Source organism: Agromyces bracchium (assembly GCF_009709675.1).
Classification (GTDB): Bacteria; Actinomycetota; Actinomycetes; order Actinomycetales; family Microbacteriaceae; genus Agromyces; species Agromyces bracchium.
Window position 1 is genome coordinate 299,528 of record NZ_WMLB01000025.1, and the last position, 17,281, is coordinate 316,808.

At 72.0% G+C, this 17,281-nt stretch carries 11 protein-coding genes; all 11 read right to left on the bottom strand.

Annotated elements, in window-relative coordinates; translation table 11 throughout:
• Nucleotides 1-28 precede the first annotated feature (28 nt).
• A complete protein-coding gene (locus GJ743_RS12795; RefSeq protein WP_155052255.1) occupies nt 29-1,129 on the bottom strand; it encodes a D-alanine--D-alanine ligase family protein in 1,101 nt (366 codons plus the stop codon).
• Complete coding sequence (locus GJ743_RS12800) at nt 1,029-2,162, bottom strand: NAD(P)H-dependent glycerol-3-phosphate dehydrogenase (RefSeq protein WP_155052256.1); 1,134 nt, start codon at nt 2,160-2,162, stop codon at nt 1,029-1,031. Before GJ743_RS12800 ends, GJ743_RS12795 begins: the two co-directional genes overlap by 101 nt.
• On the bottom strand, nt 2,155-2,931 hold the full coding sequence (locus GJ743_RS12805) for a lysophospholipid acyltransferase family protein (RefSeq protein ID WP_328289155.1): 777 nt from the start codon (nt 2,929-2,931) through the stop codon (nt 2,155-2,157). The genes GJ743_RS12800 and GJ743_RS12805 overlap by 8 nt, the downstream gene beginning before the upstream one ends.
• Nucleotides 2,932-2,938: 7 nt before the next feature.
• Nucleotides 2,939-4,309: a UDP-N-acetylglucosamine 1-carboxyvinyltransferase gene (gene murA / locus GJ743_RS12810; protein WP_328289156.1), complete on the bottom strand. Its 1,371-nt coding sequence runs from the start codon at nt 4,307-4,309 to the stop codon at nt 2,939-2,941.
• Complete coding sequence (gene leuD / locus GJ743_RS12815) at nt 4,310-4,927, bottom strand: 3-isopropylmalate dehydratase small subunit (RefSeq protein ID WP_155052257.1); 618 nt, start codon at nt 4,925-4,927, stop codon at nt 4,310-4,312. It lies immediately after the preceding gene.
• A gap of 2 nt (nt 4,928-4,929) precedes the next feature.
• The gene (gene leuC, locus GJ743_RS12820; RefSeq protein ID WP_155052258.1) at nt 4,930-6,426 is read right to left on the bottom strand and encodes a 3-isopropylmalate dehydratase large subunit; all 1,497 of its coding nucleotides are present in this window, start codon (nt 6,424-6,426) and stop codon (nt 4,930-4,932) included.
• 121 nt (nt 6,427-6,547) lie between these two features.
• Complete coding sequence (locus GJ743_RS19995; protein WP_155052259.1) at nt 6,548-7,177, bottom strand: FHA domain-containing protein; 630 nt, start codon at nt 7,175-7,177, stop codon at nt 6,548-6,550.
• Between the two features lie 38 nt (nt 7,178-7,215).
• Entirely contained in the window at nt 7,216-9,507 is a 2,292-nt protein-coding gene (locus tag GJ743_RS20200) for a transglutaminase-like domain-containing protein (protein ID WP_155052260.1), read from the bottom strand.
• Nucleotides 9,504-10,865 (bottom strand): DUF58 domain-containing protein, encoded by a 1,362-nt coding sequence (locus GJ743_RS12835; RefSeq protein WP_155052261.1) that lies wholly within the window; start codon nt 10,863-10,865, stop codon nt 9,504-9,506. Before GJ743_RS12835 ends, GJ743_RS20200 begins: the two co-directional genes overlap by 4 nt.
• Entirely contained in the window at nt 10,862-11,830 is a 969-nt protein-coding gene (locus GJ743_RS12840) for an AAA family ATPase (RefSeq protein ID WP_155052262.1), read from the bottom strand. The genes GJ743_RS12835 and GJ743_RS12840 overlap by 4 nt, the downstream gene beginning before the upstream one ends.
• Nucleotides 11,831-11,871: 41 nt before the next feature.
• Nucleotides 11,872-17,232, bottom strand: a complete 5,361-nt coding sequence (locus tag GJ743_RS12845; protein WP_155052263.1) for an Ig-like domain-containing protein — start codon at nt 17,230-17,232, stop codon at nt 11,872-11,874.
• Nucleotides 17,233-17,281: the final 49 nt, after the last annotated feature.

Below are 17,281 nucleotides of genomic sequence, written 5' to 3' on the forward strand. Positions count from 1 at the left end.
CGCGGGCGCCGTGCGCCGCCCGCAGGCGTCAGCCGACGCGCACGCCCCGCGCCATCCCGACCCGGATGAGCTCGTCGATCAGCTCGGGGTAGCTCACGCCCGACTCCTGCCAGCAGCGCGGGAACATCGAGATCGGCGTGAATCCCGGCATCGTGTTGAGCTCGTTCACGATGAAGCCCTCGTCCGTGAGGAAGAAGTCCACGCGCGCGAGGCCCTCGGCCCCGATCGCGTCGAACGCGCGGATCGCGAGGTCGCGCATCTCCTCCAGCCGCCCGTCGCCGAGGTCGGCCGGGCACACGAGGTCGACGCCCGGCGCGTCGAGGTACTTCGCCGCGAAGTCGTAGAACCCGTCGCCGGTGAGCACGATCTCGCCCGCGACCGAGGCGCGCGGGCGCTCGCCCGGCGCGCCGCCGAGCACGCCGATCTCGACCTCGCGCCCGATCACGGCGGACTCGACGAGCACGGTGTCGTCCTCGGCGAACGCGACCTCGAGGGCCGCGTCGAGCTGCGAGGCATCCGCCACCTTGCTGACGCCGACGCTCGAGCCGGCGCGCGCCGGCTTCACGAACTGGGGCAGGCCGAGGGATGCCGCGTCCGCGCGCACCGCGGCCGGGTCGTCCGCCCACTGCCGTGACGTCACGGTGCGCCACGGCGCGACCGGGATGCCGGCGGCCGCGAGCGCCGTCTTCGTGAAGTGCTTGTGCATGCCGAGCGCGCTCGCGAGCACGCCCGAGCCGACGTACGGGAGGCCGACGAGCTCGAACAGGCCCTGGATCGTGCCGTCCTCGCCGAACGGGCCGTGCAGGATCGGGAAGACGAGGTCGACCTCGCCGAGCGAGGCCTCCTCGCCGCTCGCCGTCACGACGTGCAGCTCGCGGGAGGCCGCCGACTGCGGCCAGCGCACGCGCGTGCCGTTGTCGTGGACCTCGGGCAGGTGCTCCGGATCGAGCCGGAAGCGATCGGGGTCGTCGGCCTCGAGCACGAACGCGCCCTCGCGCGTGATCCCGACCGGGATCAGCTCGTAGCGGTCACGGTCGATCGCCCGGAGCACTCCCGCCGCCGTGGCGCAGCTGATCGAATGCTCGCTGGAGCGCCCGCCGAAGAGCAGAACCACCCTGAGCTTGTCCATCCATCGTCCTTTCGCCCTGCGGCTCGTCGTCGGTCGTGAGGTGCGGCGCGATGTCCTTGGGTGCGAGCGTTCCGGCGAGCACCTGCCGGACCTGCTCGACGATGGGCATCTCGACGCCCTTGGCGCGCGCCAGTTCGAGGATCGGGCCGACGGATGCGAGCCCCTCGGTGGTCTGCTGCATCTGGTTGACGACCTCGGGCAGCTTGTAGCCCTGGCCGAGCAGGCGCCCGGCGGTGTTGTTGCGCGACAGCGGCGACTGGCAGGTCGCGATGAGGTCGCCGAGGCCGGCGAGCCCGGAGAGCGTGTCGCGGTGCGCGCCGTAGGCGACCGCGAAGTCGGTCATCTCGACGAGGCCCCGCGTGATGATCGAGGCCTTGGTGTTCTCGCCGTAGCCGGCGCCGTCGACGATGCCGATCGCGACCGCGATGAGGTTCTTCAGGACCCCGCCGAACTCGGTGCCGATGACGTCGGTGTTCACGAACGAGTGGAAGTACCGGTTGCGGGAGACGGAGGCCACCGACTGCGCGGTCTCGAGGCTCGCCGACGAGACCACGGCCGCGGTCGGCTGCTCCTTCGCGATCTCGAGGGCGAGGTTCGGCCCGGAGATCACCGCGATCTTCGACTCGGAGATCGGCAGGACCTCGGCGATGACCTCGCTCATGCGGTGGCCCGTGGTCTTCTCCACGCCCTTCATGAGCGAGACGATCGTCGCCTCGGCGTGCAGGTGCGGCTCGGCGGCGATGAGGTTCTGGCGGAGCGTCTGGCTCGGCACGCTGATGTAGACCTGCTCGGCGCCGGCGAGCGCGAGGTCGAGCCGGCTCGTCGCGCGCAGCCCGATCGGCAGGTTGATGCCCGGGAGGTAATCGCTGTTGCGCTTGGCCTCCTGGATCTCGCGCGCGAGCTCGGGGCGCCTGGCCCACAGCATGACGTCGGCGCCGCCGTCGGCGAGGATCTTCGCGAACGTGGTGCCCCAGCTGCCTGCGCCGAGCACGGCGACGCGCTTGCCCGGCGGGCGGCGTCCGGCCCTAGCCATCGAGGCGCCCCGTCTCCTTCTGGCCGTGCTTGGCGGGATCCCATCGCTCGGCCGGAGGCTGCTCGCCGCGCAGCTCGCCGACGAGCGCGGCGATCGCGTTCATCAGGTCGTTCGTGGCCGCGAGGAGCGTCGCCTGGTCGAGCGGCTTGCCCTCGTAGGCCGACAGGTCGAGCGGCTCGCCGATGACGACGTCGACGGTCTTCCGCGGGAAGAAGCTGACCTTCTTCGCGTACCGCGGCATGATCTGCTGCGTGCCCCAGTGGGCGGCGGGCACGACCGGGATACCGCGCTCGAGCGCGATGCGCACCGCACCCGTCTTGCCGCGCATCGGCCACATGTCGGGGTCGCGCGTGAGCGAACCCTCGGGGTAGACGATGACCATGCGGCCCTTCTCGACGAGTTCCTCCGCGGCGCGGATCGCGGCGTGGCTGCTGCTGCCTGCGCGCTCGACGGGGATCTGGCCGGACGTGCGCAGGAACCAGCCGAGCACGGGGTTCTTGAACAGCGACGCCTTCGCCATGAAGCGAGGGAGCCGACCGAGGTGCCACGAGGCGACGCCCATCACGAGCGGGTCGATCTCGCTGTAGTGGTTCGGCGACAGCACGAAGGCGCCGGCCTGCGGCATCCGCTCGGGGTGGTGGAATCGGTACTTCACGCCGAGGCTCCACAGCGGGAGGATCAGGGCGGCGAGCACCCAGAAGAACGACGGGCGGCGCTTCTCGGCGCCGGGCTTCACTGCGGGCACGGCGGAGGGGTCACGGTGGGGCACTGACCCATTATCCTTCGAGCGCGAAGTCCGCTCCGAGCAGCTCCAGCTTGGTGATGAAGTTCTCGTAGCCGCGCGCGATGATCCCGACGTTCGACACCGTCGAGCGCCCCTCGGCGGTGAGCGCCGCGATGAGGTGGCTGAAGCCGCCGCGCAGGTCGGGCACCTCGATGTCGGCGCCGCGCAGCTGCGAGGGACCGGAGATCACCGCGGAGTGCTTGAAGTTGCGCTGGCCGAACCGGCACGGGCGCCCGCCCAGGCACTCCTTGTGCACGTCGATCGATGCGCCCATCTCGACGAGCGCGTCGACGAAGCCGAAGCGCTGCTCGTAGACGGTCTCGTGGACGATGGAGACGCCCTTGGCCTTGGTGAGCGCCACGACGAGCGGCTGCTGCCAGTCGGTCATGAAGCCGGGGTGCACGTCGGTCTCGATGATGACCGGCTTCAGCTCGCCGCCGGGGTGGTAGAAGCGGATGCCGTCGTCCTCGATCTCGAACGCGCCGCCGACCTTGCGGAAGATGTTGAGGAAGGTGAGCATCTCGGGCTGGCGGGCCCCGCCGACGAAGATGTCTCCCTCGGTCGCGAGCGCGGCCGCGGCCCAGCTCGCCGCCTCGTTGCGGTCGAAGAGCGCGCGGTGCGAGTAGCCCTGCAGGCGCTCGACGCCCTCGATGCGGATCACCCGGTCGGTGTCGACCGTGATGATGGCGCCCATCTTCTGCAGGATGTTGATGAGGTCCATGATCTCGGGCTCGATCGCCGCGCCCGTGAGCTCGGTGATGCCCTCGGCGAGCACGGCGGTGAGCAGCACCTGCTCGGTCGCGCCGACGCTCGGGTAGGGCAGCGACACCTTGGCGCCCTTCAGGCCGTCGGGCGCCGACATGCGGATGCCGCTCGGCAGCTTCTCGACGATCGCACCGAAGTTGCGCAGCACCTCGAGGTGGTAGTCGATCGGCCGGTCGCCGATGCGGCAGCCGCCGAGGTCGGGGATGAACGCCTCGCCGAGGCGGTGCAGCAGCGGCCCGCAGAAGAGGATCGGGATGCGGCTCGAGCCCGCGTGCGCGTCGATGTCGGCCATGTGCGCCGACTCGACCGCGGCCGGGTCGAGGACGAGGTCGCCCGGCTCGGGGCCCTCGGTCACGGTCACGCCGTGGACCTCGAGGAGCCCGCGCACGATGCGGACGTCGCTGATGTTCGGCACGTCCTTCAGGAGGCTCGGCGTGTCGCCGAGGATCGCCGCGACCATCGCCTTGGTGACGAGGTTCTTGGCGCCCTTCAACTCGATCCGACCGCGAAGCGGCTTGCCCCCGTTGATCGTGATGCGGTCGACCGGAAGTCCGACCGCCGTGCCGTGCTGCTTCGCGTCATCCACGAGTGTGTTCACTCAGTTCCCTGTCTCTGCCGGCTCCCTGATGGGGAGCGTCGTCGGCCGCCATCCCGCCCGAGTCGCCTCGAAGTCGGAGATGGCCTGCTCGTCCCGGAGGGTGAGCCCGATGTCGTCGAGCCCCTCGAGCAGCCTCCACCGAGTGTAGTCATCGATATCGAAGGCGACTGTGAGGCTCCCGATGCTCACCGTACGCTCAACCAGATCGACCGTCGCGGCTATTCCCGGCTGGGCCTCGATGGCCTCCCACAGCCGCTCGATGTCCTCGTACGCGACCTGGGCCGCGAGCAGGCCCTGCTTGCCCGAGTTGCCGCGGAAGATGTCGCCGAAGCGGCTCGACACGACGACCTTGAAGCCGTAGTCGCGGAGCGCCCACACGGCGTGCTCGCGGCTCGAGCCGGTGCCGAAGTCGGGCCCGGCGATGAGGATCTCGGCGCCGGCGAAAGCCGGCTGGTTGAGCACGAACTCCGGGTCCTGACGCCACGCGGAGAACAGGGCGTCGTCGAATCCGGTCTTCGTGACGCGCTTCAGGAAGACCGCGGGGATGATCTGGTCGGTGTCGACGTTCGAGCGGCGCAGCGGGACGGCGACGCCGGTGACGGTGCTGAACTTCTCCATGGTCAGTTCCCCTCCGCAACGGTGGTCGAGTAGGACGGAACGACCGTGTCGAGACCCGCGGGTCCATCCTGTTCCAGGTCCCATGGGCTCGAAAGCGTGCCCCGAACGGCGGTCGCGGCCGCGACGAGCGGCGAGACCAGGTGCGTGCGGCCGCCCTTGCCCTGCCGGCCCTCGAAGTTGCGGTTCGACGTCGACGCGCAGCGCTCGCCCGGGGCGAGCTGGTCGGGGTTCATGCCGAGGCACATCGAGCAGCCCGCGAAGCGCCACTCGGCGCCGAAGGCCTCGAACACCTTGTCGAGGCCCTCGGCCTCGGCCTCGAGGCGCACGCGCGCCGAGCCGGGAACGACCATGACGCGCACGCCCTCTGCCTTTCGGCGGCCCTTGATGATCGACGCGAAGGCCCGCAGGTCTTCGATGCGGCTATTCGTGCACGAGCCCATGAAGACCGCGTCGACGGGGATCTGCTTGAGCGGCGTGCCGGGCTCCAGGTCCATGTACTCGAGCGCGCGCTCGGCGGCGGCCCGCTCGTGCTGGTCCTCGATCGCCGCCGGGTCGGGCACGGCCTCGCTGAGCGAGACGCCCTGGCCGGGGTTCGTGCCCCACGTGACGAACGGCTCGAGTGCGCCGGCGTCGATGAACACCTCGGCGTCGAAGACCGCGCCCTCGTCGGTCGGCAGGGTCTTCCAGTACTCGACCGCCGCGTCCCAGTCGTCGCCCTCCGGCGCGTGGGCGCGGCCCTTCAGGTACGCGAAGGTCGTCTCGTCGGGCGCGACCATGCCGGCGCGCGCTCCCGCCTCGATCGACATGTTGCAGATCGTCATGCGACCGTCCATCGACAGCGAGCGGATGGCGCTGCCGCGGTACTCGAGCACGTAGCCCTGCCCGCCGCCGGTGCCGATCTTCGCGATGACCGCGAGGATGATGTCCTTCGCCGTGACGCCGGGGCGGAGCGAGCCCTCGACCGTGATCGCCATGGTCTTGAAGGGCTTCAGCGGCAGCGTCTGGGTGGCGAGCACGTGCTCGACCTCGCTCGTGCCGATGCCGAACGCCATGGCGCCGAAGGCGCCGTGCGTCGAGGTGTGGCTGTCGCCGCAGACGACGGTGATGCCGGGCTGCGTGAGTCCGAGTTGCGGTCCGACGACGTGGACGATGCCCTGCTCCTTGTCGCCGAGCGAGTGCAGGCGCACGCCGAACTCGGCGGCGTTGCGCCGGAGGGTCTCGATCTGCGTGCGGCTCGTCGGGTCGGCGATGGGCTTGTCGATGTCGAGCGTCGGGGTGTTGTGGTCCTCCGTCGCGATCGTCAGGTCGGGGCGCCGGACCGGGCGCCCGGCCATGCGGAGGCCGTCGAACGCCTGCGGGCTCGTCACCTCGTGCACGAGGTGCAGGTCGATGTAGATGAGGTCGGGGGTGCCGTGCTCGCCCTTCTTCACCAGGTGGGCGTCCCAGACCTTCTCGGCCAGGGTGCGCGGACGCGACGGGATCGGGGTGCTGTCGTTCATGCGGTTCGTCTTCCTTCGGGAGGGTGATCGGCCGTCGACGGACTCCGCGGCGGGGAAGGCCTCAGGACTGGGCCCCGCCGCGGCACCGAAGGAGAAGTCGCCGAGCACGCATGCCGACAGGTTACACCGACTGCGTGGGAGCCCGTTCCACGAGGAAGGCGACGTCGCCGAGCAGGATCACCGCGTCGAGCGGCGCCTCGGCGGGCACGCCGGGCTCCAGGTCGACGGGCTCCTCGCCTTCGGGCCACACGCGGACGCCGTTCGTGGAGTCGAGGTCGGTGACGAGCAGCCGGCCGCCCCGAGACTCGAGGAGTGCGTGGGTCTTCGACATCGATCGCGTGTGGTCCGGGACGGCCACGACGACGGCGCCCTGGAGCCACGCCGGCGGACTCGGGTCGCGGCCGGCGACGACGCGATCCCGTACCGGGAACTCGATGCCGTCGGCGCTCCGGAGGCGCCAGGGGCCGGTCGGCGCGGGTCGGGCCGGGGGCTCCGCCTGCGCCGGAGCAGTGGGCGGCGTCGACGGCGGCGCGATCGGCAGCGCTGCCGGCGGCGCGATCGGCAGCGCCGACGGCGGGCGGATGCCTGGTGGCGGCCGGAACCCGGGGAGCGCCCGCTCGGCCCGTACCGTGCCCTCGGCGCGCACCGCACCCTCGGCCTGCTCCGCGCCGCCCGCCTCGCTTCGACGATCCGACGCGGGCACGTCCGGCACGAGCCCCGGCGGGGGCACGATGAAGTCCGGGTCGCTCACGCCCCCACCTTAACCCGCACCGTCGTCGTAACCCGGCGTCATCGACGGCGGCGGAGCCGGTACCTCGCGACGAACCGTCGCATCCGGCCGGCGGCCGCCGCGACCGCCGCGGCCGCGGCATCCGCCTCGGTCCATCGGCGTTCGACCGACGCCGACGCGACCTCGTCGCCGCCGAACACGTCGCGGTCCACCGTGGCCGCGAGCGTGGCGAGCGGCGCGCGACCGGCGATGCGCACGTCGCCGAGGCCCTGCTCGTCGAGCTGCCGTTCGAGCGCCCGAGCGGTCTGCAGTCGCGACGACCGCTCGGGCGGCTCGAAGCCGAGTTCGGCGTAGCGGTCGACGAGCTCCTCCCAGGCACCCGCGACCCGTCGGTGCGCGGCGCCGCGGTGGCGGATGGCGCGTCGGCGGCGCTTCGCGATCGCGACGACGAGCATGGGCAGCAGGAGGATCGCGGCCGGGATCCCGATCGCACCGATGACGATCCACGCCCACGCGGGCAGCTGGAAGGGCCGGTCGCGGTCCTCGTCGTCGGTGTCGTCGATCTCGGTGGTCGTGAGCAGCTCGTCCTCGGCCTGCTCGGCGCGCGGGGGCTGGCGCACCTGCGGCTGCGGCTCGGACTTCGGCTTCGGCGTCTGCTCCTGCGGCACGTCGACGTTGTCGGGGGTCGGATGGAACGCGATCCAGCCGACGCCCTCGAACGGCACCTCGACCCACGCGGTGACGTCCTCGCCGAGCACCTCGACCGCGCCGCCGCCCTCGGCGATCTCGGGCGCGTAGCCCATGACCACGCGGGACGGGTAGCCGAGGTGGCGCGCCATGAGCGCCATAGCGGCCGCGTACTGCTCCTCGTCGCCCACCATCTGGCTTCGGGTGAAGAGCTCGATGAGCCGATCGGCGCCGTGCCCGGCGCGCGAGGCGACCGCGTCGCTCGCGAGCCCGTGGCTCAGGAACCCGTTCGTCTTCAGCGCGCGCTCGACGTTGCGGAGCTGCTCGATCGGGCTCGGAGCGTCGCCCGCGTACTCGTCGGCCTTCGCGGCGACGACGTCGGGCAGGTTCTCGACCGGCGGCAGCGCGAGCTGCGCGACGGGGACGTCGGCGAGGTCGGCGTCGTCGGGCTGGACCTGCACACGTGCGTCGAGGCGGTAGCGGGTTCCCTCCGCGGCGCCGCTCGTGAGCACGGCGGTGCCCGCTGCGGGGTTGTAGCGCACGTCGCCCGCCCGCTCGACCGACCCGCGGTCGAGCAGCTCGAGCGTGGAGCCGTAGCCCACCGTCGGAAGCCACACGTCGGAGTACGCCGCGACCTCGACCTCGATCGACCGGGCGCCACCGAGGTCGGCGAGCTCGGGCGCGGGCAGCGTCGATCCCACGATCGAGTATCCGCCGTCGGCGGCGGCGTCCTCGGGGCCGGCGACGTTCCAGAGGCGACCGCTGTAGGAGTCCATCGCCGCGAGCCGCAGCGTGTCGCCGGGCTCCAGCCCGTCGACGACGAAGACGGGCGACTCGGCGAGCTCCTTGGTGTACTCGCGGTACCCGGCGAGCGGGCTGGGGAACTGCAGCGGATCGAACGGCGGCACGACCTGCTCGCGCAGCACGAACCGGTCGGGTGCGACGGGGGCCACCGCGAGGCCGGCGACCGCACCGACGGTCACGGCGCCGGCGACGACGACGGCCGAGCCGGTGAGCTTGCGCCGACGCAGGCGCGCGGCGCCGTCGCCGCCGGCCTCGACGCTCGCGCCACGACGCCATGCGATCCAGGTCAGCCCGATCGCCGCGAACGCGACGCCTCGGACGGCCGCGAGGAAGGCCTGGTCGGTACCCAGCAGGATGCCGGAGAGGAACAGCAGCACCGGCCCGACGAGCACGACCGCCGCGCGGAGCGGCGTGCGCCGACCGGGCAGCCAGCGCAGCACGAGCATGCCGCCGACGAGCGAGACGACCGCGGCCGCGGCGTACGGGACCGCGGCGACGTAGTCGGGTGCCTCGACTGGCGCGGCGATCGTGACGATGTCGGCCCAGCCGTGCACGGCGCCGACCGCGAGGCCGGCGAGCGACGTGAGCGTCGGCAGCACGACGAGGAAGGCCTCGCCCGGCATGACGAACGGCGTGCCGACGAGGAAGTACAGCACGATGCCGAGCAGCACCGTGACCAGCACGTTCAGGCGCAGCACGGTGCCGAGCACCGCGGCGAGCGTGCCCACGACGATGCCGGCGAGCGCGGCCGCGAGGAAGTCGAGGCCGCCGAAGCTCGTCTCGTACCCGGCGATCGCGAGGAGCGAGAGCGCGGAGAGCACGCCGAGGTCGACGAGGGCGGTGCGCGGGATCCGGTTCACGGGCGGACCCTCCTCACGAGGCGCGACAGCTCGTCGAGCGAGCCGACCGTGACGATCGTCGACTCCCCCACGCGCGTGATGCGCGACGCCGCGCCCACCTCGGTGCGGAAGACGATCACCTGGGTGTCGGAACCGAACACGGTCTCGGCGGCGCGGAACTCGGCGAGCGGCGCACGCGAGCCGCCGACGACGATGAGCACGCTCGGCGCGGGGATGCGCCGGCCAGCCTCGCGGACCACGTCGCGCACGGGCACGGCGGCGTCCTCGAGCGGCGCGATCCGGCACGTGTCGTCGAGGAGTGCCGTGGGCGTCGCCGTGCCGAGCCGAAGGCGGTCGGTGGCGACGGCGAGCCGCGTGGCGTCGCGGATGACCTGGACCCCGAGCGAGGCGAGCACCGATACCGCGAGCTCGAACTCCTCCTCGGAGGCGTAGTGCTCGGCGCTCGTCGGCTGCACGAGGAGCAGCCGCGAGCGCCTGGTCTCCTCGTACTGGCGCACCATGAGCTGGCCGGTGCGCGCCGACGTGCGCCAGTGCACGTTCCGCAGCGCGTCGCCGGGCTCGTAGGCGCGCAGCGCGTGGAAGGAGATGTCGTTGTCGGTGATGGTCTTCGTGATCTCGCCCTCGAGGTCGCGCACGAGGCCCGCCGCCGACGGCTTCAGTCGCGCCGTCACGGGGTGCACGAAGAGCTCCACGGGGTCGGTCCAGCGCACCTCGCGCCTCAGCAGGCCGAGCTGGTCGCCGCGAACGGATGCCGCGGGGCCGGCGACGATCACCGCGCGGCGCTGCGTCGGCACCGCGAACAGCTCTTCGTGCTCGCCGCCCGCGGGGATCGTCGGGATCACGAACTCGGCGAGGCCGTTGCCGACGGGCAGTTCGAGCTGCGAGGGCACGGATGCCCCGTCGCCGACGTTGTGCACGACGAGCCGGCCGAGCGCGCGCTCGCCGGCCACCACGCGGCGCGGCTGCAGCTCGATCTCGACGCGGTACGCCATCCGGCCGAACACGAACGGCACGGCGACGAGGAGCGCGGCGAGCAGCGTCGCCCCGACGAAGGCGAGCTCGATCCAGCCGAGCGGCCACGCGAGCGCGAGCGCGACGAGGCTGGCGGCGAGCACGAGCCATCCGACCGGCGAGATCACGCCCGTGACGGGTGCCGCGATGGCGCCCACGGCTCGGCCGGCGCGGCGCAGGCCGTCGGCGAGCGAGCGAGCGGATGCCGCGAGCGAGCGCCCCGCGGACCGGAGCGCGATGCGGGACTGCGACGGCGCCGCCGCGCGCGCCGCTCGGGACGGCGCATTCGGCGCCGGCGCCGCCGGCTCGGGCGGCGTCGACGCGGGCGCGTCGATGCCGGTCGTCATGCCGCGCGGTACGCCGGGGGCGCGATCTCGACGAGCACGGTGCGCACGATGTCGTCGGCCGTCGCGCCCGCGAACTCGGCCTCGGGGTCGACGATGATGCGGTGCGCGAGCACCGGCACGGCGAGCTCGCGCACGTCGTCGGGCGTGACGTAGGTGCGTCCGCGCGAGATCGCCCAGGTCTTCGCCGCACGTGCGAGCGCGAGCGCGCCGCGCATGCTGACGCCGAGCGCCGAGTCGCGGTGGTCGCGCGTGGCCGAGACGATCTGGTTGAGGTACGACAGCACCGCCGCGTCGACGTGCACGTCCGCGGCGAGCCGCGCCATCGTCGTCACCGAGCTCGAGGCGATGATCGGCGACACCTTCGACGCGCGGGCGCGGTTCGCCGAGTCCAGCAGGAGCGTCACGGCGGTGTCGTGGTCGGGGTAGCCGAGCGAGGTCTTGACGAGGAAGCGGTCGAGCTGCGCCTCGGGCAGCGAGTACGTGCCCGCCTGCTCGACGGGGTTCTGGGTCGCGATGACCATGAACGGGCTGCCGACCTCGTAGCCGACGCCGTCGACCGTGACCCGACCCTCCTCCATGACCTCGAGGAGCGCCGACTGGGTCTTCGGGCTCGCCCGGTTGATCTCGTCGGCCAGCACGACCGAGGCGAAGATCGGACCGCGGTGGAACTCGAACTGCCCCTTGCCCTGGTCGTAGATCGTGACGCCCGTGACATCCGACGGCAGCAGGTCGGGCGTGAACTGGATGCGCGAGTGCGTGCCGTCGAGCGTGTTCGCGAGCGCCTTCGCGAGCACCGTCTTGCCCGTGCCCGGGTAGTCCTCGAGCAGCACGTGCCCCTCCGAGAGCATGGCGGTCACGACGAGCTCGATGATCTCGCGCTTGCCGAGGATCGCCCGGTCGACGTTGTCGACGAGCTTCGAGAAGGCGTCCTGGAACCAGCTGGCCTGGTCTTGGGTCACGGTCATGTTCGTTCCTTCGAGTCGTACGTTCGGGACGGGGCGGCCCGTCACCACGTGTTGTAGCCGATGTTGTTCCACTGGGACCCGCTGATCGCGCCGAGCGTTCGCGAAGTGCCGCCGCTGACGTTCTCGAAGCGCACGGCGATCGTCTCGCCCGCCGCGCGGATGCCCAGGTGGTTCAGCAGCTCGAGCCGCCCGTTCGCGGCGACGTCGTAGGTGCCCTTCCAGTTGCTCCAGCCGCCGTTCACCGTCACGTACACCTGGTAGCGCCCCGGGTCCATGTCGGTCCAGGTGATGCGCACGTTCGCGCATCCGTTGCCGCCGCTGTCGCACGCGCGACTCGGACCCTTGCCGATCGACCCGGCGGGCTGCGGAGGCGGCGGGTTCTGGACGGCGAACGAGTCGGAGGACGCGGTTCCCGGGTTGCCGCTGCCGAGGTTCACCGCACGCACCGACACGGTGTGCGAACCGGCGCCGACGCCCGTGAAGCGGTGGCTGGTGTCCTGTCCCGAGTTCTGCCACGACCCGCCGTCGATCCGGACGTCGTAGCGGACCGCGCCGCCGCCGGTGTTCGACGGCGCGTTCCAGCTCACGTCGACGCTCGTCGGCGCGTAGCCGTTGACCTGCGCGTTCACGCCGGTCGGCGCACCCGGCGTGCCGTACGGCGTCGCCGACGCCGACTCCGCCGACCACTCGCCCCACCCGATCGCGTTCTTCGCCCTGACCTGGAAGGTGTACGCCGTACCGTTGGTGAGGCCCGTGAACTGCTGGTTCACGCCCGCGGCTCCGGCGCCGAAGGGCCTCGTCTGGCCGTTGTACCGGACCTCGTAGTCGGTGATGGGCGAGTTGTTGTTCGCCGGGGCCGTCCACCGGATGGTGACGGAGCGGTCTCCCGAGTTCTGGATCGTCGGGGCTGCCGGACGATCGGGCTCGTCGCGCACGACGACCGTGACGCGGCCCTGGACCTCGCGCGCCGGGTCCTTCGTGCCGTCCTGGATGCGGTAGACGACGCTCAGCGTTCCGGTGAACGCCGCGCCCGCATTCACGGTCACGTTCGACGCCGTATGCGATACGGACGCGCCGGCGCCGACGTCGGCCTGGTCGATCTGGGCACTCACCACGGTCAGGGGCGCGTCGGGTGCGAACGGGTTGAAGTCGTTGGCGAGCACGTCGACGGTCGCGGTACCGCCGCGGACCATCTCGACCGGCCCGTCGTCGTTCGCCTTGGGCATCGCCCGCGTCGACGAGACCACCTTCACGTCGACGTAGCCCGGCACCGTGAACTCGTTGAACACGACGTCGAACGAGATGCGCGCCTCGGTGCCCGGCTGCACGCCGAGCGGCGAGGAGAGCCGGAGGATCGAGCCCTCGACGATGCTCGCCTCGATGTCGGAGTTCGAGCCCTGCAGGTTGCGGTACTCGACTCGCTCGATGTTGTCGGGGTTCGGCTGGTCGGTCGATGAGCGCAGGTCGACGTCGAGCGGCGCCTCGCCGGCCTCGATCGTCTCGCTCCGCGGCGTGAACGTCGGCGGGGTGTCGTTGAAGTCGGGGTCGCCGACCGTGATCGGGATGGTCAGGATGGCGGTGCGCCCGACGGGATCGTCGGCGCTCTCGCCATCCGTCACCTCGAACGTCAGCGACGCCGCGCCGCGGTAGTCCGCGGCCGGCACGTACTGCACCGCCGTGCCGCTCACGAACGCGGGTTCGCCCGCGTTCGTCGACGACGCCGACAGGATCAGCGCGGGGTTGCCCGACGGCACGACCACGAGGTCGTCGACGTTCCAGCTGATGCTGCCGTTCATCGGCACGATGACCTCGCCGAGGTCCTTGAGGTACGGCGCGGGGAACTTCGCCTTCTCCTCGGCGAGGAGCTCCTCGGGCGTCTTCGGCCGCTGCGTCTCCTCGACGGTGTCGTCGCCGGATGGCACGGGCGGCACGATCACGAACGCCATCGCCGAGAGGTCGTCGAGTTCGTTGGTCAGCCGGTAGGCGACCGCGTAGCGCTCGCGCCCTGGCGTCACGTCGATCGTGCCGTCCGAGGCGACCTCTGCGCGTCCGGCGTTCGGGCCCTCGAGCGAGACGGCGAGGTCCTCCACGAGTCCGCCGGGGTTCGTGGCATCCGCCAGCGGGTCGACCGTGACGAGCTCGCCGTCGACCACCTCCTCCGGCTCGATCACCTGGTCCTCGGCCGTCGGCGGGTCGATCACGGCATCCTCCGTCACCGCGATCTGCAGGAAGGCGGTGTCCGCGCCGCCATGGCCGTTCGAGATCTCGTAGCGGATCGTGTACGCGGCCTCCTGCTGGGGTGCCGTCACGACGATGCGGCGGCGGTCGCGGATCTCGGCCTCGATGCCGTCGTCGACCTCGGGCAGGTCGGCGACGTGCAGCTGGTAGCCGCTCGGGTCGGAGTCGTTGAGGAGCACCTCGACCGACGCGATGCGGCCGGGCTTCATCTCGATGGCGTCGTCGACCGCCTTCGGCGGCAGCTGCACCTCGGGCCGCGGGATGACGCCGATGCGGATGGTGCCCTCGGCGGTCGCGCCGAACGTGTCGCGGACCTCGTACCCGAACTCGTCGGTGCCCGCCGAGCCGGCGAACGCCTCGTAGGTGAACGACGTGCTGGTGCGCTCGATCACCCGGCCGAGCTCGGGGGCGACCGTGATACCCGTCAGCGTCACCGAGTCGCCGTCGGGGTCGAGCTGGTCGAGCGGCACGTCGACCTTCACGGCCGATCCGGCGAAGGTGCGCGAGGTCAGCGGCGTCGGCAGCGGGGCGCGGTTCTCGCCCGCGTCGCGACCCACGACCGTGAAGCGCACGGTCGCACGCGCGGTCTGCTCGGAGTCGTCCGCGACCGTATAGACGGCGCTGTACACGCCGGGCTGCTCGGGCGCCTGGAAGCGCACGGTGTCGCCGTCGGTGAAGGCGAGGCCGTCGGGCGCGTCGACCTCGATGAGCTCCGGGAGCAGGTGCATCGTCGCGGCATCCGGGTGCGTGTCGTTCTCGAGCACGTCGACCGTGACGATGTCGCCGGCGCGAACGATGGCGCCGTCGTCGACCGCGACCGGCGGCTGGTGCTTGACGAGCGGCGGGACCGGGACGATGGTCACGCTCGCGCTCGACGAGTTCACGCCGTCGGAGACGGTGTACGAGACCTGAAGCTGCTCGTCGAGGGCCTGCGATGCGGTCACGCGGAGCACGGTGTTGGTGAGGATCTCGACCGAGACGAGCCCGTCGGCGGCGGAGTCGTCGATCGACTGCACGGCGAGCACGCGCCCGGAGGGCGAGACGTCGTTCGCGAGCACCGGCACGGTGAGGGGCTCCGCCGCCCGGAGGTAGGCGGTGTCCTTGACCGCGATGGGTGGCAGCGCCTCGGCGGGCGCCTCGACCACCTGGACGCGCAGGAGGCCCTTGCTCGTCGCGGCACCGGCCCCCAGCGTGTAGAGGAAGACGTACTCCCCCGGCTCGGTGCTCGAGAACGCGATGGTTCCGCGCTCGACGTTCGGCGTGATCTCGGCGACCTCGGGCGCCTCCTCGATGCCGAGCAGCTCCAGTCCGGCGCCGGACGGCGAGAGGTCGTTGGCGAGCGGTTCGATGAGCGTCGTCTCGCCGGCGAAGACCTGTGCGAAGTCGGGGGTGCCGATGGGGTTCAGCGTGCCGGTCGGCTTCACCTCGACGCTGAGCGTGCCCGCGGCCGTCGTCTGCCCGTCGGAGACCGTGTACTGCACCTCCTTGGTGCCGAGTTCGGCCGAACGGTGCTCGAAGGTGATGGTGCCGTCGGGACTCGAACGCACGGCGTCGCCGCCCGTCGGCGACGCGTTCACGAGGTACAGGTCGTCGCCGTCGGGGTCGTTCCAGTCGGCGAGCAGGTTGTACGAGAGCTGCTGGCCCTGCTCGACGCTGATCGCCGCCTGCCGGAGCGCCGCGGGGGCGGTGTTCTCGCTCGCCGGCACGATGCGCACGTTCACGGATGCCTCGGCCACGCCGCCGCGGCCGTCGTCGACGCCGTAGCGGAACGACACGCTGCCGGCTGCGCCGGCCGCCGGCGTGAACTGGAGCGCGCGGCCGCCGTCGATGAGCTCGAGCCGGCCCGCCGCCTCCGAGACCTCCGACGTGCTCGCGATCGTGAGCACGTCGCCGTCGGGATCGGTGTCGTTCTCGAGCACCTCGAGGACGGTCGTGCGCTCGGGCCGGACCCCGTAGTCGTCGTCGCGCGCCACCGGCGGACGGTTCACGTCGGTGCGCTCGGCGAGCGTGTCCTCGAAGGTCTGCTGGGCCGACTTCTCGTCGCCCTCGAGCTCGTCGCTCTCCTCGGGCGGCGTGACCTCCTCCCAGTTGTCGACGAGTCGCAGGTCGGAGTCGACGAGCCAGGCGTTGCCGTTCGTGAGGTCGTTCAGCACGATCACGTCGCGGTTCACGCGGAACTCGAGCCGCGACCCGGCGGTCGGCTGCTCGATCGCGGTCGACTGCGGCTCGGCGTCGTCGCACGCGAGCAGGTAGCGGCCGACGGCCCCGCCCCACGCGCCGTGCGCGCACACGCCGAGGCGCACGGGGGCCGCGACCTCGCCGGCGTCAGCGGCCGCGACGTCGCCCCCGTTCGGGACGGTGCGCACCGCGCCGCCGCCGAGCGGCACGTCGAGGAGGCCGGTCGCGGTGGCGAGCACGGCGCGCTCGTGCTCGGGCCCGGACTGCTGGAGGCGCAGGGCCGGCTCGGGCAGGTCGATCGCCCGACCGTCGACGATCACGCGGTCGGCTTCCTCGTCGAGCACGACGGCCCGCTCGCCGACCGCCGCGAGCTGGTGCTCGCCGATCGCGGGAAGCTCGGTGGTCGTCGACTCCGACGCCTCGCGGGCCAGCGAGACGAGCTCGCCGTCGCCCGGCGCGGTCGCGAGGATCGTGCCCTCGCGGGAGACGGCGACGTGCGCGTCTGGCCCGAGGTCGGCGATCGGGTCGGTGCCCCGGTAGTCGAAGGCGAGATCCCCGTCGGCGTTCACGCGCCAGAGCTCCCCCTCGGGCGAGAGGATCGCGAGCACGTCGCCGCCGTACGCGACCTCGGACGCCGGGGGCACGTCGATGCGCTGCACGAGCGTCGTGAACGACGGGTCGATGCGCTCGATCGAGCCGACGCTCGGATCGAAGAGGAACGCGTCCTCGCCGTCCTGGAAGACGTCGATCTCGTTCGTGGCGGCCGCCACCGCCGCATCGAGCTCCTCGATCTGGCGGTTCAGGCGGCCGGCGAGCAGCTCCTCGGCATTCGTGACCCACACCTCGCGCGCCCGGAGGTCGGGGTCGGTCACGGGGAAGCCCTGATGCGCCACGGCGAGCCCGACGGGCACGCCCGCGAGCACGGCGAGCGCGGCGGCCGAGGCGACGTTCCGGCGCGACCGCGCCCATGACCTCAACGTGACCACAGCTTCGTCTCCCCCGGTGCGTTCCGTCGGTAGGGCGTCGGATTTCACC

Coding starts and splice junctions, on each gene's coding strand:
- GJ743_RS12795 (WP_155052255.1), bottom strand. CDS start 1,129: ATGGACAAGCTCAGGGTGGTTCTGCTCTTCGGCGGGCGCTCCAGCGAG.
- GJ743_RS12800 (WP_155052256.1), bottom strand. CDS start 2,162: ATGGCTAGGGCCGGACGCCGCCCGCCGGGCAAGCGCGTCGCCGTGCTC.
- leuD (WP_155052257.1), bottom strand. CDS start 4,927: ATGGAGAAGTTCAGCACCGTCACCGGCGTCGCCGTCCCGCTGCGCCGC.
- leuC (WP_155052258.1), bottom strand. CDS start 6,426: ATGAACGACAGCACCCCGATCCCGTCGCGTCCGCGCACCCTGGCCGAG.
- GJ743_RS12835 (WP_155052261.1), bottom strand. CDS start 10,865: ATGACGACCGGCATCGACGCGCCCGCGTCGACGCCGCCCGAGCCGGCG.
- GJ743_RS12840 (WP_155052262.1), bottom strand. CDS start 11,830: ATGACCGTGACCCAAGACCAGGCCAGCTGGTTCCAGGACGCCTTCTCG.